The 19,843-nt window shown below is 32.2% G+C and carries 18 protein-coding genes and 1 other RNA gene; all 19 read left to right on the top strand.

Features of this window, described 5'->3' with window-relative positions; genetic code table 11:
* The first annotated feature begins 32 nt into the window (after positions 1 to 32).
* The 19 genes from yajC to BMX10_RS02145 all read left to right on the top strand — a co-directional run bounded on the left by yajC (position 33) and on the right by BMX10_RS02145 (position 19,832).
* Positions 33 to 311 (top strand): preprotein translocase subunit YajC, encoded by a 279-nt coding sequence (yajC, locus tag BMX10_RS02230; RefSeq protein WP_090438618.1) that lies wholly within the window; start codon positions 33 to 35, stop codon positions 309 to 311.
* 123 nt (positions 312 to 434) lie between these two features.
* Positions 435 to 830 (top strand): TIGR04086 family membrane protein, encoded by a 396-nt coding sequence (locus BMX10_RS02225; RefSeq protein ID WP_090438615.1) that lies wholly within the window; start codon positions 435 to 437, stop codon positions 828 to 830.
* Between the two features lie 69 nt (positions 831 to 899).
* Positions 900 to 1,040 carry a six-cysteine ranthipeptide SCIFF gene (gene scfA, locus BMX10_RS02220; protein ID WP_090438612.1) on the top strand — a complete coding sequence of 47 codons (141 nt, stop codon included), beginning with the start codon at positions 900 to 902 and terminating at the stop codon, positions 1,038 to 1,040.
* Between the two features lie 91 nt (positions 1,041 to 1,131).
* Entirely contained in the window at positions 1,132 to 2,487 is a 1,356-nt protein-coding gene (gene scfB / locus BMX10_RS02215; RefSeq protein WP_090438609.1) for a thioether cross-link-forming SCIFF peptide maturase, read from the top strand.
* 2 nt (positions 2,488 to 2,489) lie between these two features.
* Entirely contained in the window at positions 2,490 to 2,996 is a 507-nt protein-coding gene (locus tag BMX10_RS02210) for a gamma carbonic anhydrase family protein (protein WP_090438606.1), read from the top strand.
* A 135-nt stretch (positions 2,997 to 3,131) separates the two neighbouring features.
* Positions 3,132 to 4,370 carry a protein translocase subunit SecD gene (secD, locus tag BMX10_RS17890; RefSeq protein ID WP_170834638.1) on the top strand — a complete coding sequence of 413 codons (1,239 nt, stop codon included), beginning with the start codon at positions 3,132 to 3,134 and terminating at the stop codon, positions 4,368 to 4,370.
* A gap of 7 nt (positions 4,371 to 4,377) precedes the next feature.
* A complete protein-coding gene (gene secF, locus BMX10_RS17885; RefSeq protein WP_244272603.1) occupies positions 4,378 to 5,256 on the top strand; it encodes a protein translocase subunit SecF in 879 nt (292 codons plus the stop codon).
* 166 nt (positions 5,257 to 5,422) lie between these two features.
* Complete coding sequence (locus BMX10_RS02200; RefSeq protein WP_090438600.1) at positions 5,423 to 7,096, top strand: ABC1 kinase family protein; 1,674 nt, start codon at positions 5,423 to 5,425, stop codon at positions 7,094 to 7,096.
* A 36-nt stretch (positions 7,097 to 7,132) separates the two neighbouring features.
* A complete protein-coding gene (recJ, locus tag BMX10_RS02195; RefSeq protein WP_090438597.1) occupies positions 7,133 to 9,676 on the top strand; it encodes a single-stranded-DNA-specific exonuclease RecJ in 2,544 nt (847 codons plus the stop codon).
* The gene (locus BMX10_RS02190; RefSeq protein ID WP_090438594.1) at positions 9,663 to 10,181 is read left to right on the top strand and encodes an adenine phosphoribosyltransferase; all 519 of its coding nucleotides are present in this window, start codon (positions 9,663 to 9,665) and stop codon (positions 10,179 to 10,181) included. Before recJ ends, BMX10_RS02190 begins: the two co-directional genes overlap by 14 nt.
* A gap of 88 nt (positions 10,182 to 10,269) precedes the next feature.
* Positions 10,270 to 12,447, top strand: a complete 2,178-nt coding sequence (locus BMX10_RS02185; protein WP_090438592.1) for a RelA/SpoT family protein — start codon at positions 10,270 to 10,272, stop codon at positions 12,445 to 12,447.
* Between the two features lie 15 nt (positions 12,448 to 12,462).
* The gene (gene dtd, locus BMX10_RS02180) at positions 12,463 to 12,912 is read left to right on the top strand and encodes a D-aminoacyl-tRNA deacylase (RefSeq protein WP_090438589.1); all 450 of its coding nucleotides are present in this window, start codon (positions 12,463 to 12,465) and stop codon (positions 12,910 to 12,912) included.
* Between the two features lie 13 nt (positions 12,913 to 12,925).
* Complete coding sequence (locus BMX10_RS02175; RefSeq protein WP_090438586.1) at positions 12,926 to 13,546, top strand: MBL fold metallo-hydrolase; 621 nt, start codon at positions 12,926 to 12,928, stop codon at positions 13,544 to 13,546.
* 63 nt (positions 13,547 to 13,609) lie between these two features.
* On the top strand, positions 13,610 to 13,789 hold the full coding sequence (locus tag BMX10_RS02170; protein WP_090438583.1) for a hypothetical protein: 180 nt from the start codon (positions 13,610 to 13,612) through the stop codon (positions 13,787 to 13,789).
* Positions 13,790 to 13,809: 20 nt separating this feature from the next.
* Positions 13,810 to 15,291, top strand: coding sequence for a coproporphyrinogen dehydrogenase HemZ (gene hemZ, locus BMX10_RS02165; protein ID WP_090438580.1), 1,482 nt, complete (start codon positions 13,810 to 13,812; stop codon positions 15,289 to 15,291).
* Positions 15,292 to 15,409: 118 nt separating this feature from the next.
* Positions 15,410 to 16,672, top strand: coding sequence for a histidine--tRNA ligase (gene hisS, locus BMX10_RS02160; RefSeq protein ID WP_090438577.1), 1,263 nt, complete (start codon positions 15,410 to 15,412; stop codon positions 16,670 to 16,672).
* A gap of 25 nt (positions 16,673 to 16,697) precedes the next feature.
* On the top strand, positions 16,698 to 18,473 hold the full coding sequence (gene aspS, locus BMX10_RS02155; protein ID WP_090438574.1) for an aspartate--tRNA ligase: 1,776 nt from the start codon (positions 16,698 to 16,700) through the stop codon (positions 18,471 to 18,473).
* Positions 18,474 to 18,751: 278 nt separating this feature from the next.
* Positions 18,752 to 18,931: non-coding RNA, 6S RNA (gene ssrS, locus BMX10_RS02150), on the top strand.
* A 136-nt stretch (positions 18,932 to 19,067) separates the two neighbouring features.
* Positions 19,068 to 19,832 carry a tRNA threonylcarbamoyladenosine dehydratase gene (locus BMX10_RS02145; RefSeq protein ID WP_090438571.1) on the top strand — a complete coding sequence of 255 codons (765 nt, stop codon included), beginning with the start codon at positions 19,068 to 19,070 and terminating at the stop codon, positions 19,830 to 19,832.
* The last annotated feature ends 11 nt before the right edge of the window (positions 19,833 to 19,843 follow it).

Below are 19,843 nucleotides of genomic sequence, written 5' to 3'. Positions count from 1 at the left end.
ATTAAATCTAGTACTTAGAGAGGGGGAAAGATATGTTTCAACAATTTGGCGGTTTAATAATACCATTGGGATTTTTAGCCATTTTTTACTTTTTGATTATAAGACCTCAGCAAAAAAGAGAAAAGAAAACAAAGGATATGCGAAATAGTCTAAAAGTAGGAGATGAAATAGTAACAATCGGTGGTATCTACGGCAATATAATTAAGATTAAGGATGATATCATTACCATTGAAGTGGGAGCTGACAAAACAAAATTAACCATTGCTAAATGGGCTGTTGGCAATGTAGTGAGCGAAGAAAATTCAAAATAAAGTTTTTAGGAAAGCAGTGGATAATCCACTGCTTTATGTATTTTTTGAAGTTTTTTAGACCATCAGGGAATAAATACTGTCTACATGCATACTAATTAATTAAAAAGCTGTGGAGGTGTAGAGATGAAAAGTAGCATTGTCAGAAGTGGAAGCAATACTTTCAATATATGGATTTATGGAAAAGGATTAATTAGGGCTTATATAGTTTCACTGTTATTTTTCTTAATTAGTGCTATTATTATTACCTATACAAAACTTGGGGAAGGCGTAATCCCTATCCTAACATCCATTATAATGGTAGTAAGTATAGCCTATGCTGCAATTTATGTATCTGTGCATATTAAAAAGAGAGGATGGCTTCATGGCGCATTCATAGGATTGCTATATATACTATTTTTAATTATTCTGAGTAAAATTTTCATTACAGATTTTGTTATGGATAAGGTGATATACTATAGAATCTTAACCTGTACCGTAACGGGAGGCATTGGTGGTATGATAGGAATAAATATGAAATAATCTACTTTTTTTTCATTGAACATTATGATATAATTTTATCGGACATTATATAGGAAAGGAGCTTTTATTATGAAGCACATCAAAACCCTGACAGGGGCCAACCTGTCAAAGAGTGCAGCTAAAGGCGGTTGTGGCGAATGCCAAACCTCTTGTCAATCTGCCTGTAAAACCTCATGTACAGTAGCTAATCAACAATGTGAAAAACAATAAATACATAGAAGGAGAGCAGCAGTATTATGAAACTGCTGTTTTTTCTTGAACTCTATTATGGATGGAGTATTAGAAAGGAGTACTACAATAAATGATTCATAAATTTTCTCAAGGGAATATCTATATTGTAATAGATACAAATAGTGGTGCTGTACACATGGTTGATGCATTAACATATGATGTTTTAGACTATTATCCTGAAGAAACGAGAGAAAAAACTGTGGCCATATTGAAGGACAAGTATAGTTCATTAGAAATATTAGAATGTATGGATGAAATAGATAGTTTAATTAATAATAATTTATTATACTCTCAGGAAAACTATTTAGAGCATGAGGCTTTTAAAAATAGAACAACAGTTGTAAAGGCACTGTGTTTGCATATTGCCCATGACTGTAATATTAGGTGTAAATACTGCTTCGCATCACAAGGGAACTTTCAGGGGGAAAGAAGCTTAATGACTTCAGATGTTGGGAAAAAAGCAATTGATTTTTTACTTCTGAATTCTGGAAACAGAACAAACCTTGAAGTGGATTTTTTTGGTGGTGAACCATTAATGAATTTTAATGTCATCAAAGAAATTATAGATTATAGTAAGGAAAAGGAAAAAGCATATAATAAAAATATTAGATTTACAATTACCACCAACGGTGTTGCACTTAACAATACTATGATGGAGTATATAAATGAAAATATGTTCAATGTTGTGTTAAGTATAGATGGCAGAAAAGAGATAAATGATTTTATGCGGTATACTGTTAATGGAGAGGGCACTTATGATTTAATTGTACCTAAGCTAAAAGAAATGGCATCTTTAAGGAATCATGAAAATTATTATGTAAGAGGAACCTTTACTAGATACAATCTAGACTTTGCTCAAGATGTACTTCATCTAGCAGATTTAGGGTTTAAACATATTTCTGTAGAACCTGTAGTGGCAACTGATGAAAATGACTATGCTATTAAAGAAGAAGATCTGCCTAAGATATTTCAACAGTATGAGTATTTAGCAGAGGAATATATAAAAAGAAAAAATAGTGATAAGAATTTCAACTTTTTTCACTTTATGATTGACTTAAATCAAGGACCATGTGTGATTAAAAGGTTACTGGGCTGTGGTGCTGGAGCAGAATATCTAGCTGTTACTCCTGACGGGGAATTGTATCCCTGTCACCAATTTGTGGGTGACAAAAAATTCTCTTTAGGTGATATCCACCAGAAGACTTTAAATACATCTATTTATGAGAGCTTTTCCAATGCTCATGTCTATAATAAAGAAGCCTGTAACAACTGCTGGGCAAAATTTTATTGTAGCGGAGGATGTCATGCAAATGCATATAATTTTAATCAAAATATAAATATTCCTTATAAAGTTGGATGTGAAATGGAAAAAAAGCGTATTGAATGTGCTCTAATCATTCAAGCAAAACTCTTACAGGAGGAATAAATATGCTAAAATATTTAGAAGGTAAAAGGATAGAAATACATCCCAGTTGTTTTATTGCAGAAACTGCTGATATTATTGGTGATGTAAATATTGGAGAAAACTCTAGTATTTGGTACAAAACAGTATTAAGAGGAGATGACAATTATATTGAAATAGGGAAATATACAAATATTCAAGACAATTCAGTGGTACATATAAGTAAAGCTTATCCTACGATTATTGGGGATTATGTAACTGTAGGACATACTGCTATTATTCATGCTTGTACCATTGGAAATAATACGTTGATAGGAATGGGAGCCATTATTTTAGATGGAGCAGAAATCGGTAGTGAAACCATTATTGGTGCTGGCAGTTTAGTGCCACCTGGTAAGAAAATCCCTTCTGGTGTTTTAGCTATGGGTTCCCCAGTAAAAATCATAAGGGAATTAAGTGATGAAGAAAAAAAGACTTTAATAGAATCAGCTGAAGGATATGTAAAATATGGTCTACAGCATAAACCGAAATAACATGCCAAATATTAACTGAAGGTTGTGGTCAAAAAAGATAGTATAATAAAACAGAATGTCAATTTGTTGACGGGTTCATTAGAACCATATATAATTATACTTATGATATGAAGTAAACGTTGGGAGGAATAATAAGTGAAAGTAAAAAACGCAATACTATTTCTTGTAATAATAGCAATTGTTGGACTAGCAGCTTTTACTGCATTCGAAGGTCTAAGGGTTGGAGAGCTAACAATAAGACCTATTAGAGATGCTATAAAGCAGGGACTGGATATTAAAGGTGGGGTTTATGTAGTTTATGAGGCTGATACAGATGCCTCGGGGCAAGAACTTGATCAAATTATCAACCAAACCATAGAAGTATTTAGACGTAGAGTTGATGCAATGGGACTTACAGAACCCTATGTTGTTAGAGAAGGAGATAAAAGAATCAGAGTAGAATTACCAGGAGTAGAAAATGCCCAAGAAGCATTAGACATGATTGGAAGAACGGCTCAACTACAATTTATTACTACCGAAGGAGAAGTAGTTGTAACTGGTTCCAATGTTAGAAAGGCAGAAGCAACTTTTATTAGTGGAGAAGCTAATCCAGTGGTAGAATTAGAGTTTGATAGTGAAGGAACTAGAAACTTTGCAGAAGCTACTGGTAAACATATAGGAGAGCCAATTTTCATCATTTTAGATGACGAGATTATTTCTAGTCCTATGGTTAGAAATATGATTCCAAATGGCCAGGGCTTTATTAGTGGAGATTTTACAGTTGAGTCAGCTTCTCAATTAGCCGCCCTGATTAGAGGGGGAGCATTACCAGTAAATCTTAATGAAGTGGAAACCTCGACTATTACAGCTACCCTAGGAGTAAATGCTTTAGATAGAAGTATTGCTGCTGCAAAAATAGGTCTCTTTCTTGTATTGCTATTTATGTTGGTGTATTATAGAATTCCTGGACTAGTAGCAAATATAGCTTTAACTATTTATATTATATTAGTACTAACAATACTTGTCTTGTTAAATGCTACCTTAACCTTACCAGGTATTGCAGCTTTAATATTGTCTATTGGTATGGCTGTTGATGCCAATGTAATCATCTTTGAAAGATTAAAAGAAGAACTAAGAGTTGGTAAAACAGTAAGGTCAGCTATAGATTCTGGATTTAAGAGAGCCATTAGAGCAATCTTAGACTCAAATATTACTACCCTTATTGCAGGTGTTGTTTTGTATCAATTTGGTACGGGACCTATTAGGGGATTTGCAATAACCCTAATTATAGGAATCTTAGTAAGTATGTTTACTGCTATTGTTATCACTAAATTTTTATTGAAACTAATCGTAGGAATGAATATAACAAAAAACAACAAGTTGTTTGGAGCTTAAGGGGGTAATGAAATTGAAAATTATTGAAAAGAAAAAAATATGGTTTACTATATCAAGTGTCATTATTGCTTTAGGTCTTCTTTTAGCTATGATTAACGGTATAAATTTAGGAATAGATTTTACCGGAGGAGCCTTAATGGAGATTGAGCTACATCAACAAGTTGAAGTTTCAGAAATAAGAGAAATAACCAATCAATATGATCCTAACGCCAGTATTAATTTGTTAGGTCCAGAGAGAACCATTCTACAGATAAGAAGTACTGATGATTTTGATAGCAGCACTCGAGGAGAAATCTTTCAGCAGTTTAAAGAAAAATATAACCTTGAAGAAAATGAACCTTTGAGAGCACAGCAATTTGGACCAGCTATAGGGCGTGAAATACAAAATAGGGCTTTTCTATCAATGATTATTTCTGCTATAGGAATGCTAATCTATATAAGCTATAGATTTGAATTCAGATTTGGGATTGCTGCCATCGTAGCATTAATTCATGATATACTAATTGTACTTGCTGTATATTCGATTTTTAGAATACCAGTAAATAGCCCTTTTGTTGCAGCTATGCTGACAATACTAGGATATTCCATCAATGATACTATTGTTTTATTTGATAGAATTAGAGAAAATGTTAAATTTATTAAAAAATCAAATTATGAACAGGTAGCAAATGACAGTATTTCTCAGACGATTACTAGATCAATTAATACATCATTAACAACATTAATCACAATTATTGCCTTATATATACTAGGGGTAGAACAAATACAGGTATTCGCTCTACCATTGATAGCTGGAGTAATAAGTGGTACCTATTCCTCCATATTTATTGCAACGCCAGTTTGGGTAATGCTGAAGGAAAAGCAGCATAAGAAGTTTTATCATTAGCCCAGCCATGAATTAGAAGATGGATACTAGTATTTATTTTTGAAGGCAGAAACACAGATAACTTTTTACAATGTGGTAATAATACAAAACATAAGTATTATTACCATTTTTTTACTATGAATTATGAAACTCAGATTTAACAATACTTATTGTTGGAGTTGATTACATGAGTAGTATTGGGACAAAGTATAAAAACTTGAAACGTTATAAAAAAATCGGCGAGGTCTTAGTCAAATATGGGTTTACTTTTGCTGCTGAAAAACTTATTGAAAAGGGTTATATACCGAAATTTATTCTAAATATTAAACCATATAAAAAGCAGTTAACGGATGGAGAAAAGCTAAGAATGGCTTGTGAGGATCTAGGACCAACCTTTATTAAACTAGGTCAAATTATCAGCACAAGGAGAGATATCTTTCCTGAAGAGATTGTAAATCAATTATCAAAATTACAGGATGAAGTCAAGCCCTTTCCTTTTGAGGTGGCAAAAGAAGTATTTGAAAAAGAAATGAAAATAAATTTAGAAGACTCCTTCAAAAACTTTGAAAGAGTTCCTATGGCATCGGCATCTATTGGACAGGTTTATCAAGCAACATTGAAAACTGGAGAAAATGTTGTAGTAAAAATTCAAAGGCCTTATATAAAAGCAGTTATTGAACGAGACCTTGATATTCTTTATAATTTAGCCAGACTATTAGATGAACACATGGACAAAGAAAAGCCTTACAATCTTATGGAAATTGTTGATGAGTTTAGTTATGTAATTACTAGGGAACTGGACTATTCATTAGAGGGACGAAATGCCGAAAAGTTTTATTCGCATTTTAAAAATGACAAGGATATACATATACCAAAGGTCTATTGGGATTATACATCAAAAAAAGTATTAACCCTAGAAAGAATATACGGAGTAAAAATAATGGACATCAATAGTATCAAATCTCAAAAGTGGGATTTAGAAGAATTAGCTACTATTAGTGCTCATTGCTTTATGAAGCAGGTTTTTATCTATGGTTTCTTCCATGGTGATCCACATCCGGGGAATATTTTTGCCGTGGGACCTAAGAAAATATCCTTTATTGATTTTGGCATCGTCGGATATTTAGATAAAGGAACTATGTCCTTTATCTCTAGTCTTTTTACTGCAGCAACTAGAAGGGATGTTGAAAAAATAGTAAATATTTTAATGGAGATTGACGCAATTGGTTCTAAAACTAATATAAGAAGATTGAAGGAAGATATATCCTTTTTAATCAATTTATATTATAACATGCCATTAAATAAGTTGAACCTAGGAGAAGCACTGAAAAAAATCATGGAAACAGCTTACAGTAATAATGTTAAGCTACCATCCCAGTTTACTGTTTTATTAAAAGCCATTGTAACCTTTGAAGGAAGCGTTAAATACTTAAACCCTGAGTTTAGTTTATCTAATATAGCTAAGGATTTTGCTACAGAAATATACCTACATCGATTAAACCCTAAAAATCTAATTGGTGAATTAAAGGATTACTCCGAAGAAATTCTGTATGGGATAAAATACTTACCTAAGCAAATCAGGAATTTACTAAAAAAAGTTGAAAACAATGAAATAAAATTTCAATTAGAACAAATTGGCTTTGATAAATTACAAGATGAGTTAAACAGAATGACCAATAAGTTATCATTAAGCCTAATAAGCTCTGCCCTTATTGTAGGGTCTTCTTTAATCATACAAAACACAAGTGGACCAATGATGTGGGGCATCTCTGTTTTTGGTATCATAGGGTATGTATTGGCCAGCATACTAGGTGTAGGAATTATTATTTCTATACTATTAAGCAGTTTTAACAAAAAATGAACTACTACTATAATAGAATAAAGCAGGTGAAGTGATGTGGAGATTCAAAAAAAGAATTGGATATATAGAAAGAATAATGATGTTGACATAGAGCTATTAGCAAAGGAGTTACATATTACTAAAGCAACGGCTGGAATAATATTAAATAGAGGGTTCAAGGAAATAAATAGAGCAAAAGCTTTTTTGGACCCTAATTTAAATGAACTTCATGATCCTTTTCTATTAAAAGATATGAAAAAAGCTGTAGACAGGATAACACAGGCACAGAAGCTAAAAGAATCTATCTGGATTTATGGAGACTATGATGTAGATGGTGTTGCCAGTATTTCTATCATGAAAAAATACTTTGACTCTGTAAAATATCCAGTAGAGTTTTATATCCCTGATAGAATGGAAGAAGGATATGGAATCAATAAAAAGGCCATAAAAAAAATCAGTGATCAAGGAGGAAACTTAATAATTACTGTGGATTGTGGTATAACGTCAGTAGAAGAAGTAGATTATGCTAACAGTCTAGGAGTAGATATGATTATCACTGATCATCATCACTGTCATGATATTCTTCCTAGGGCTTTGGCTATAATCAATCCTAAACAAACTAAATGTGAATATCCATTTGACATGATATGTGGATGTGGCGTGGCATTAAAGCTTATACAAGCTTTAATGCCAAAAAAAGATTTTCTTAATAGCATCTCAAATTACTTAGATATTGTAGCCATAGCAACTATAGCAGATATTGTACCTTTAGTTGATGAAAATCGTATTTTTGTAAAAAACGGCCTTAAATATTTAGCCGACACTAGCAATATAGGTCTAAAAGCGCTTATTCGTCAATGTGGATTGCAAGGAAAAAAACTTAACACTAGTCATGTGGGATTTGGGCTAGCACCTAGAATTAACGCAACAGGCAGGATTGGGTCAGCAAATATGGCAGTGAATTTATTAACTACAAATGATTTACAAGAAGCAACAAAATTAGTTGAAATCTTAGACAAAGAAAACCACAATAGACAGCAAATTGAAAGACAAATATTAGATGAAGCAATAAAAATGATTGAGTCTAATAATAACTATCAACAAGAAAAAGTTTTAGTTTTATATAATGAAAATTGGCATCACGGTGTCATTGGAATTGTGGCTTCAAGAATTGTAGAAAAATACTACAAACCTACTATTATACTGGGGGTAGAAGAAGGTATAAGTAAAGGTTCAGGAAGAAGTATCCCTAGCTTTGACCTTTTTCAAGCATTAAGTCAATGTAAGGAGATGCTCATAAAATTTGGTGGACATCAACAAGCGGCGGGGTTGTCTTTATATACAGAGAACATAGAATTATTTCGTAAATACATGAATAATATAGCGGATAAAGCTTTGACAGAGGATGATTTAATACCTCAATTATCCTCTGATGGCTGTATTGCTTTAGAAGAAATAGAAGACAGTCTACTAGAAGAATTAGAAAAGTTAGAGCCTTTTGGTTTAGGAAACATGTCTCCTAGATTTATAAATTTCAACCTCAAACCTAAAGCTATGAAATCAGTAGGGCTAGAAGGAAAACATTTAAAAATGCAAGTAAAAGAAACAAATAAGGAATTTGATACTATTGGCTTTAACCTAGGGAAATATAACGATATTATATCAGGAAACGATGAAATAAGTATAATTTTCACCCCAGAATATAATATTTTTAACGGACAGAAAAAAATTCAGCTGAATGTGAAGGATTTGAAAGTATTGAAAAGTAATACGCTATCAAAATCTTTAATAGCTAAGGAATATTATAAAAACTTTTTTTTATTTCATTATCCAAACATCTCTTCAGAAAGTTTTTTAGATAGAATAGCTATCAAAAGGGTTAGCAATAAAAAAGAATTCATAGTAGAGGCTCTAGAAAACCAGAGAAACTTATTAATACTGGTGAATACATTACAACAGGCTAATGAATTAATGAAATTAACTGAAATCAGAGAAAAAACAATGGAAAAGGAATTTAGAATATTTTATAACGAAGCAGCAGATGATTGTAAAAGTAATGAAATACACATCGTTATTAATCCTAATATTGATAAAATACAATTTAAAATATATAATAGTATTATTGTATATGATATGTTCTTTAGAAAAATAGACTATGACTATTATTTATATAGAAATAATAATGAAAACACCACTTTTCTTTATAGTGACCAAGATGAAAAAGACAATATTGAGGTATTAAAAAATATAATTCCTACGAGAAAGATCTTAATAACTATTTATAAATCTCTAAAGAAGGAAAAAGATTTACTGAATTTCAATATGAATTTCTTTATGACAACACTTGAAGAGAATTTATTAACGAATATAAATGAAAAACATTTACAGTATGCACTTGAAATATTTCAAGAAGGAAAGCTTATAGACTATATTCTTGAGGAAGATAAATGCGAAATTGTACTTTTACCAGTAAACAAAAAAATTAATATAGAAGAACTTTGTAAATATAAGTACTATAATAATCTATATAATGAGTTTTTAGATCTAAAGAAAAAATGGTTATCCAGTATAAAAGGAGGAAGTATCCATGAATTTAGCTAATAAAATAAGAGAAATACAAGATTTTCCTAAGGAAGGGATTAATTTTAAAGACATTACAACCCTACTAAAGGACAAAGAAGCATTTAAGTATATGGTGGATGCATTATCAGAACAACTAAAAGGCTTAGATGTAGATATAGTTGCTGGTCCTGAATCTAGGGGGTTTTTAGTGGGAGCACCAGTTGCCTATAAGATTGGTGCTGGATTTGTTCCAGTAAGAAAGCCTAATAAACTACCAGGAGAAACACTACGTCATGAATATGAGTTAGAATATGGGATGGATGCTTTAGAAATCCATAAAGACGCAATAAAGCCTGGGCAAAAAGTAGCTATTGTAGATGACCTATTAGCAACTGGTGGAACTATGTTAGCTACGGCAAAACTGATAGAAGCATTGGGTGGAGAAGTTGTATCAATGAATTTTCTAATAGAACTTGTATTTTTAAACGGTAGAAATAAATTAGAACCTTATAATATAAAGACTTTAATTGCTTATGATGAATAACAGTTGTAAATATTACAATTAATCTACAGAAAATATAAAAATACAAGTATAAAAATCGAAGGAATGCTACTTAAGTGGGTGATATATTATGTTAGAAAACTTAATAACAATGATTGAAGAATATAATCCTCAATGTGATGTTGAGCTTATTATTAAAGCTTATAACTTTGCAGAAAATTCACATGCAGGACAATATAGAAAATCTGGAGAAAGATACTTTGTCCATCCAGTTGAAGTAGCAAAAACCCTTGTAGAGTTGCAAATGGACAGCACAACTATTGCAGCTGGCTTATTACATGATGTTATAGAAGATACAGGCTATGATTATAATAAGATAAAAGATGAATTTGGAGAAGAAATAGCTGAATTAGTTGAAGGTGTTACAAAACTAACGAGACTTTCCTTTGAATCGAAAGAAGAAAGACAAGCTGAGAATTTGCGCAAAATGTTTATTGCAATGGCTAAAGATATTCGAGTGATACTTATAAAACTAGCTGATAGATTACACAACATGAGAACACTAAAATATCAAACAGATGAAAAGAAAAAAGAAAAAGCATTAGAAACATTAGAGATTTTTGCACCAGTTGCTCACAGACTAGGGATTTCTAGGATAAAGTGGGAGCTAGAGGATTTATGTCTAAGATATATAGATCCAGAAGGATATTATGAACTAGTAGAAAAGGTAGCAAAAAAACGTAGAGATAGAGAAGAATTTATTAATGAAGTTATTAAGCAATTAAAAACCAATTTAGGTCAATTTAATATAGAAAATGAGATTTCAGGTAGACCTAAGCATTTTTACAGTATTTATCGTAAAATGACCTATCAGGGAAAATCCTTTGATGAGATTTTCGATTTCTTAGCGGTTAGAATTATAGTGGATACTGTTAAGGACTGTTATGGAGCATTAGGAGTAGTACATACTATGTGGAAACCAATTCCAGGAAGGTTTAAGGATTATGTAGCTATGCCTAAACCTAATATGTATCAATCATTACATACTACAGTGATTGGTCCCAAAGGTGATCCTTTTGAAATACAAATAAGAACTTGGGAAATGCATCAAATTGCAGAATATGGAATTGCAGCCCATTGGAGATATAAGGAAAATATAAATACTGATGAAGAAACAAATATAGACGATAAATTATCCTGGTTAAGACAAATGTTAGAGTGGGAGAAGGAAACCAAAGATCCAAAAGAATTTATGGAATCTTTAAAAATTGACTTGTTTACCAATGAAGTATTTGTGTTTACTCCTAAAGGGAAGGTAATAAATCTTCCTACAGGTTCAACTCCTATTGATTTTGCCTATAAAATACATTCAGATGTAGGGAACAAATGTGTTGGAGCTAAAGTAGATGGAAGAATTGTACCTATTGATTATAAATTGAAAAATGGAAATATAGTTGAGGTATTAACATCTAGTAATAGTAACGGCCCTAGTAGAGATTGGTTGAAAATTGTAAAAAGTTCTCAAGCAAAATCTAAAATCAAGCAATGGTTCAAAAAGGAAAGAAGAGAAGAAAATGTAAGTAGAGGTAGAGAAATACTTGAAAAAGAAGTAAGAAGACAAGGATTAAACCCCATTGAAGCTTTGCAAGTTAAGCTGTTGACAACTATCGCAAAAAAATTAAGTTTAAGCAATGAGGAAGATTTATATGCCACTATTGGTTATGGGGGTATAACCTTAGCACAAGTCATACCCAAAATTAAAGATAGTATTAAAAAAGATATTCCACAGATTCAAGATACAGTAGAAAAGGACATTTCCATTACCCATAGAAACAATGAACATAAAACTAAGTCAAAGCCAAGTCAAGGAGTAAATGTAAAAGGGATAGATAATATAATGGTACGTTTTTCTAGATGCTGTAATCCTGTTCCCGGTGATGAAATAGTTGGATATATTACAAGAGGAAGAGGGGTATCCATTCATAGAAAGGATTGCCCAAATCTATTAGATAATACTGAAACTACAGAAAGATTTATAGAAGTTGAATGGGACACCAGTAAGGCCATTTCTTTCCAAGCAGAGATACAGATAAAAGCTGCAGATCGCAAAGGATTATTATCAGAGCTAACGCATATTTTATCTGATGCAAAGGTTACTGTAAATGCATTAAATGCAAGAACCAACAAAGAAAAAATTGCTCTTTTGAATCTGGTATTAGAGGTAAACAGTATTGAAGAGTTAAATAAATTGATGGAAAAATTTAAAAAAGTAAAGGGCGTACTGGATGTATTTAGAGTAATAACATAAGTTAAGGAGGAAGGTATGAGAGCTGTAATTCAAAGGATTAGTGAAGGTAAAGTGGTTATTGACAACACAATCTCAGGAGAGATAAAAAAAGGTTTATTAGTGTTTTTAGGTGTTGGACATGATGATACATCGGAGGATGTTAAATATTTAGCTGAGAAAATTATGAATCTAAGAATTTTTGAAGATAAAAATGATAAAATGAACCTATCTGTAACTGATGTTGAAGGTAAACTATTAGTTGTATCTCAGTTCACTCTTATGGGAGATTGTAGGAAGGGAAGAAGACCAAGCTTTACTGATGCGGCAAAACCACTCCAAGCAGAAGATTTATACGAGGAATTTGTAAGTTTTTGCAGAAACACAGGAATAGAAGTGGCAACAGGCATATTTCAAGCTGACATGCAAGTGCATTCAATTAATGATGGTCCTGTAACAATGCTAATTGACAGCAAAAAATTATTTTAGTAGGAGGCTGAAAATGTTTTTAGAAAAAGTGATAGCTGGTGTATATGGAGCAAACTGTTATGTTATAGCAGATGAGAAAACTAATGAGGCAGCTGTTATTGATCCTGGTGGCGATGCTGATAAGATAATGGAAGTCCTTCAAAAAAATGAATTAGACCTAAGATATATACTATTGACTCATGGTCATGGTGATCACATTGGTGGTGTTCAAGAATTAAAAGAGAAAACAAATGCACCTGTTTACGTACATAAAGGAGATTTGAATTTATTACAGGACAAAAATAAGAACTATTCAGCATTAATGGGGGGACCTGTAATAGAAATGACAGCTGATAGTTTTCTAGAGGATGGAAGTGTTTTGACCTTAGGAGATTTAAAGCTTAAAATTATACACACCCCTGGACATACAAGAGGTGGTGTATGTATACACGTAAACAACAATGTATTTACTGGTGATACATTATTTGCTAACTCTATTGGCAGAACAGATTTAGTTGGAGGAGATTTTGATATTATTATCCAATCTATTAAAGAAAAACTATTTACTTTGGATGATGATAGTATTGTATTCCCTGGACATGGACCTGCTAGTAGTATAGGCATAGAAAAAACAACGAATCCATTTATTAAGTAGATAAGTATACTCCTAAAAAATGTAGGTAATAATAACCTAAAAAGATTTTTAGGAGGTTATTTTATGAAGAATACTGAAGATAATAACTATACTTTAAAGGACCTAAAACTCTTTGATATAGTTACAGAGGATTTTCTAGAGATGAATTATGCAGGATTGTCAGACCAAACGATTGCAAGAGAATTAGGAATTAGTGATACATATGTTAAACAAATCAAAGATGAGATGCAAAGAAACTATTAGTTGTAGGAGTACTCATGCCCATGGTAAAAGTTTTTATAGAAGGCCATCATTATGAATACGAGTTGAAAGAATTATTAAAGCTTTTTTATAAACAGGAAGATATTGAATTTTTAACTAATCAACCTGACATCACAATGCTAGAGAATACAAATGATGATATTATTATAAATAAGCTAGTTTTGAATAGAAATATTATTAAGGTAATATCAGAAGGAAGAATAGACGGTGAAAAAGCAAAAGTTGAAAAACAAGCTTTCTTTGATAAAAATCCTTTTGAAAATACTAAAAAGAAAAAGCAACTGATGAAAACTAGTATTTTTCAATTATTAAAAAGAAGCAAAGTAGTTAGTCTTCCCTGGGGAATCTTAACTGGCATAAGACCAACAAAAATAGTGCATGAATTGAGGGGGAGAGGGTTAGACTCAATTGAAATTATTACTATTTTAACTGAAGAGTACTTTATAGAAAAAGAAAAAGCACTACTTTTGGTGGAAGTAGCAGCTACTGAACATAAATACCTGTATCCAATAAACGAGGATAAAATAAGTATATATATTAGCATTCCATTTTGTCCCACCAGATGCAGCTATTGTTCCTTTCCATCAAATCCATTTAAGAGATATCAGGATAGCATTGATACATATATAGAAGCACTATGTAAGGAGATAGTTGCGTCAGCAGAGTTGCTTAATAAAACAAAGAAAAAAATTGAGACTATCTACATCGGTGGGGGAACCCCCACTACATTAAATCTTGAACAATTATCCAAATTAATAAAAACTATATTTATTAATTTTAATTTATCTGAGTTAAAAGAATTTACTGTTGAAGCAGGAAGACCTGATACGATAGACATAGCAAAGCTTGTTTTGTTGAAGAAAAATGGGGTAACTAGGATTAGCATTAATCCTCAGACAATGAATGATCAAACCTTAATAGAGATTGGTAGAAACCACACTACAGCTGAAACCATCGAGGCCTATAAGATTGCAAAAGATGTAGGATTTTATAGCATCAATATGGATATCATTATTGGGTTACCAGGAGAAAATGTAGATATGGTTCTTAATACTATGGAGCACATTACAAAATTAGCACCTAACAACCTTACAGTACATACCTTAGCAATAAAAAATGCATCAGAACTAAAGGAGCAACAGTATAAAAACAATAATGGTTCCAGAGATATTCATGAAATGTTGAAAGTAACTGAAAACCATGCAAGAAAAATGGGTTTAATTCCATATTATATGTACAGACAAAAACACATGGTTGGAAATTTAGAAAATATTGGATATGCAAAAGAGGGGTACGAATGCATTTACAACATACAAATTATGGAAGAGAAACAGACCATAGTTGCCATCGGAGCTGGAGCAGTATCAAAAATTGTGTTTCCTAAAGAAAATAGGTTAGAAAGAGTACCAAACGTGAAAAATTTGGAGCAATACATAGCTAGAGTGGATGAAATGATATTAAGAAAAAAACAACATTTGCAATAATAAATTGACAATAATTAGGAAAACATTTATAATGTTACAAATATGTTGTCCCCTTATATTGGGAATAGGGGGTTTTTTCATTTATGATAGCATTACCGAAAGAAAAGGAGGGAAAGTAATGTTAACGAAAACTCCAAGAGGAACACAGGATGTTTTACCTGCAGAGGTATATAAATGGCATTATGTAGAAAATACTGTTAGAGAGGTTGCTAAAAATTTCGGATTTACTGAAATAAGGACCCCAGTTTTTGAACACACAGAGCTTTTTGTAAGGGGGATAGGAGATACAACTGATGTTGTTGAAAAAGAAATGTATACCTTTGAAGATCGAAGTGGTAGAAGTATTACTCTGAAGCCAGAAGGGACGGCACCAGTAGTTAGATCTTTCATTGAACATAAACTTTATACTGAACCACAACCAACAAAGCTATTTTACATTATTCCAGTTTTTCGCTATGAAAAACCTCAAGCTGGAAGGTATAGAGAGCATCATCAATTTGGGGTGGAGGTATTTGGAGCTATAAATCCATCTGTTGATGCAGAAGTAATCAACCTTGCTATGACTATCTATAAAAAAATGGGAATAGAAAAGCTGGAACTACGTATTAATAATATCGGATGTCCAAAGTGTAGAAAAGATTATCACCAACAACTACAACAATATTTAAAAGATAGACTGGAGCATTTATGTACAACCTGTCAAAGTAGGTTTGAAAGAAATCCTATGAGAATCATTGACTGTAAATCTGATAAATGTCAAGAACAAATACAAGACGTACCATTGATGCTACATCATATTTGTAAAGAATGTGAGGATCATTTTGAAGGATTAAAGAGATATTTAAAGGCTTCTGAGATCGACTATATCGTTGATGCAAAAATCGTCAGAGGACTAGATTATTATACCAAAACTGCCTTTGAAATTATAACAGATGAGGCTGGGAAAAAAGGTACTCTATGCGGAGGTGGAAGATACGATAAACTAGTTGAGGACTGTGGAGGACCTACTACACCAGGAGTGGGCTTTGGTATGGGTTTAGAAAGAGCTATTCTTTCCTTAGATACACAGGGTATAGAGATACCAAAACCGAAGACATTTGATGTGTTTATTGTAACAATGGGAGAAGCAGCTAACCTTAAAGGCTTTGAAATATTAAATAAGTTGAGGGCTGTAGGCTTAAAAGCTGACCAAGATCATATGAATAGAAGTGTGAAGGCACAATTTAAGTATGCTGATAAAATGATGGCAGATTATAGTATCATTGTAGGAGAAGATGAACTTGCTAAAGGAATTGTCATATTAAAGAACATGACAAATGGAGAACAAGAAACAATAAGCATCCAGGAAATTGACAGTCTATTACTAGAAAGACTTAAGTAAATATTTATAATAAGGAGAGGGGAAAATGTCTTCCATGTTACTAAAGCGAACCCATATGTGTGGAACCTTAAACTCAGAAAATATAGACGAAACGGTTGTTTTAAACGGTTGGGTACAAAAGAGAAGAGATTTAGGGGGCTTGATTTTTGTAGATTTGAGAGACCGTTCTGGAATACTACAGATAGTATTTGATAAAGATATTTCTTTAGAAGCTTTTGAAAAAGCTGAGACAATTGGATCAGAATATGTGGTAGCTACAAGAGGAAAGGTTAGAAAAAGACAATCTATTAATCCAAACCTACCTACTGGAGAAATTGAAGTCTTTGCTGAAGAACTTCAAATTTTAAACGTTTCTGAAACACCTCCTATTTATATTAAAGATGATGATGATGTTTCAGAAGGTTTAAGATTAAAATATCGTTATTTAGATCTTCGTAAGCCTTCTATGCAGAGCAATTTAGTTTTTAGGTCTAAGGTATCCAATATTGTTAGAAACTTTTTGATGGAGGAAGGATTTATAGAAGTTGAAACTCCAATGCTAACAAAAACAACTCCAGAAGGTGCTAGAGATTATTTAGTTCCCAGTAGAGTGAATCCAGGTAAGTTTTTTGCATTACCGCAATCACCTCAGCTTTTCAAACAATTATTAATGGTTTCTGGAATGGAAAAATATTTTCAGATAGTAAAATGTTTTCGTGATGAGGATCTTAGAGCTGACCGGCAACCAGAATTTACTCAAATTGATTGTGAAATGTCCTTTGTTGATATTGATGATATTATGAAAGTAAATGAAAGACTATTACAAAGGATTTTTAAAGATGCGCTTAATATAGAAATGAAGCTGCCAATAAAGAAAATCAGCTATAAAGAAGCTATGGAACGCTATGGATCTGATAAGCCTGATATACGCTTCGGTTTTGAATTAGTGGATGTATCTGGTATTGTAAAGAATTCTAGCTTTAAGGTATTTTCTTCAACAGTAGAAAATAAAGGATTTGTTAAGGCCATAAACATTGAGGGCTATGAAGATGCCTTCAGTAGAAAAGACATTACCAGTTTAGAAGAAGTTGCAAAAACCTATGGTGCTAAAGGATTAGCGTGGATGAAAATAACCAAGGATGGTATTACATCTCCGATAGCGAAATTCTTCGATGAAGAAGAATTAAAAAATCTTTTAGAAATCACCAATGGAAAAACAGGAGACTTACTACTTTTTGTTGCTGACAAGCTGGATGTTGTCACCAATGCATTAGGACATTTAAGACTAGAAATAGCAAAAAGATTAAAATTACTAAATCCAAATGAGTATAGTCTATTATGGGTAACAGAGTTTCCATTGTTAGAATATGACGAAGAGGACAATAGATATGTTGCAAAACATCATCCATTTACAGCTCCTGTGGATGAAGATATTGCGTTATTAGATACGGCTCCAGAGAAGGTGAGAGCCAAAGCCTACGATATCGTACTTAATGGTCACGAAATTGGAGGAGGAAGTATAAGAATCTTTTCATCACAGCTACAGCAAAAAATGTTTCAAGTACTAGGCTTTAGCGAAGAAGAAGCTTGGGAAAAGTTCGGGTTTTTATTAGAGGCTTTTCAATACGGCACACCTCCCCATGGTGGGATTGCCTATGGTTTAGATAGATTAGTAATGCTTTTAACACAAGAGGAAAATATACGGCAGGTCATCGCATTTCCTAAAACTCAGAATGCGACATGTCCTTTAACAAATGCACCTTCACTTGCTGATTATAAACAATTGAAAGAACTAAATATTGCAGTAATAGAAGAATCCTAATTAAAAAACCCCTATTATCTATAGGTACTTATATACTCATAGTAAATAGGGGTTTTAAAAAAAGTTAGTAATAATTTCAAAAGCTAAGATTATTTTTATAATAGAATAAACATATTTTATATACTAAAAGAGCATAATAAAATAGTCAGAGTAAGATGAATAGAAAACTGCTATTGACTTAATTTAATCATGACATTAGGAGTAATAGAAGGAATACAAAATAGATAAGGATAAATTGATTAATTGAAATATTTACATAATTATGCTATCATGGTATTAAATACCTACTGTGTGCGTGAATTCGATCACGTTTTGAGCCAACACAATTACATTGGGAATTCTAGTTTATTTATGGATTAAATGCCTTAACACATTAAGGACTTAAGAAGTAAATAGCAGGATACCCACCTGCTATAGCAGGTTTCAAAACAATCGGATCACGGCATGGTGGGTAAATGTTAAATATCAGCACAAGAATTTATTCCTAGTTTAAGGAATTTTTTTTATTTAAATTGGAAGTTGACATAAAAACATTTATTCTATATGATAGAAACTAGTTTAAAATACTTTATTCAGCACATTAGGAGGAGCAAAATGGCATTACATTCATTTTCAAGATCTGAACTTTTGATTGGGACAGAAGCATTAAATAAACTTAAAAATAGCACTGTTGCAATTTTTGGCGTAGGCGGTGTAGGTACTTTTGCTGCAGAAGCTTTAGCTAGAACAGCTATTGGAAAGTTTATTTTAGTAGATGATGACGATATTTGTTTGACAAATATCAATAGACAAATTCATGCAACTCGTTCAACGATTGGAAAGTCCAAAGTAGAAATGATGAAGGTAAGAATTCTTGATATAAATCCAAAAGCAGAAATAGTTTGTTATAAAGAGCTATATAATAGCCAAAGTGCTGATAAGCTTTTATCTGAAGAGTATGATTATGTTGTGGATGCCATTGACATGGTGACCGCAAAAATTGATATGATTGTAAGATGTAAAGCAAAGAATATACCAATTATTAGCAGCATGGGAGCAGGTAATAAGCTAGACCCAACAAAATTTGTTGTGGATGATATTTATAATACCTCCATTTGTCCATTAGCAAAAGTAATACGCAAAGAATTAAGGAAAAGGAATATTCAGGATTTAAAAGTAGTATACTCAAAAGAAAAACCTATTACACCTTTAGTTATCGAAAGTGATTGTAAAACTGATTGTATATGTCCCAATAAGGATCGTACCTGCACCGTTAGACATCAAATTCCAGGAAGTATAGGATTTGTACCCTCTGCAGTAGGATTAATAATAGCCTCTGTAGTTGTTAGAGATCTTATTAATTGGGAATATATTCAATAGACCCTTTTAAT

The sequence above is a fragment of the Natronincola peptidivorans genome, assembly GCF_900111615.1.
In the GTDB taxonomy this organism is placed as follows: domain Bacteria; phylum Bacillota; class Clostridia; order Peptostreptococcales; family Natronincolaceae; genus Natronincola_A; species Natronincola_A peptidivorans.
This window is presented reverse-complemented; position numbering and strand designations above follow the sequence as displayed.

Excerpts from the sequence above, each read along its gene's own strand:
- hisS (WP_090438577.1), top strand. The coding sequence starts at position 15,410 with ATGTTAACGAAAACTCCAAGAGGAACACAGGATGTTTTACCTGCAGAG.
- hemZ (WP_090438580.1), top strand. The coding sequence starts at position 13,810 with ATGGTAAAAGTTTTTATAGAAGGCCATCATTATGAATACGAGTTGAAA.
- BMX10_RS02225 (WP_090438615.1), top strand. The coding sequence starts at position 435 with ATGAAAAGTAGCATTGTCAGAAGTGGAAGCAATACTTTCAATATATGG.
- BMX10_RS02210 (WP_090438606.1), top strand. The coding sequence starts at position 2,490 with ATGCTAAAATATTTAGAAGGTAAAAGGATAGAAATACATCCCAGTTGT.
- BMX10_RS02175 (WP_090438586.1), top strand. The coding sequence starts at position 12,926 with ATGTTTTTAGAAAAAGTGATAGCTGGTGTATATGGAGCAAACTGTTAT.
- aspS (WP_090438574.1), top strand. The coding sequence starts at position 16,698 with ATGTCTTCCATGTTACTAAAGCGAACCCATATGTGTGGAACCTTAAAC.
- yajC (WP_090438618.1), top strand. The coding sequence starts at position 33 with ATGTTTCAACAATTTGGCGGTTTAATAATACCATTGGGATTTTTAGCC.
- dtd (WP_090438589.1), top strand. The coding sequence starts at position 12,463 with ATGAGAGCTGTAATTCAAAGGATTAGTGAAGGTAAAGTGGTTATTGAC.
- scfB (WP_090438609.1), top strand. The coding sequence starts at position 1,132 with ATGATTCATAAATTTTCTCAAGGGAATATCTATATTGTAATAGATACA.
- BMX10_RS02145 (WP_090438571.1), top strand. The coding sequence starts at position 19,068 with ATGGCATTACATTCATTTTCAAGATCTGAACTTTTGATTGGGACAGAA.
- secF (WP_244272603.1), top strand. The coding sequence starts at position 4,378 with ATGAAATTGAAAATTATTGAAAAGAAAAAAATATGGTTTACTATATCA.
- BMX10_RS02185 (WP_090438592.1), top strand. The coding sequence starts at position 10,270 with ATGTTAGAAAACTTAATAACAATGATTGAAGAATATAATCCTCAATGT.
- BMX10_RS02170 (WP_090438583.1), top strand. The coding sequence starts at position 13,610 with ATGAAGAATACTGAAGATAATAACTATACTTTAAAGGACCTAAAACTC.
- BMX10_RS02190 (WP_090438594.1), top strand. The coding sequence starts at position 9,663 with ATGAATTTAGCTAATAAAATAAGAGAAATACAAGATTTTCCTAAGGAA.
- scfA (WP_090438612.1), top strand. The coding sequence starts at position 900 with ATGAAGCACATCAAAACCCTGACAGGGGCCAACCTGTCAAAGAGTGCA.
- BMX10_RS02200 (WP_090438600.1), top strand. The coding sequence starts at position 5,423 with ATGAGTAGTATTGGGACAAAGTATAAAAACTTGAAACGTTATAAAAAA.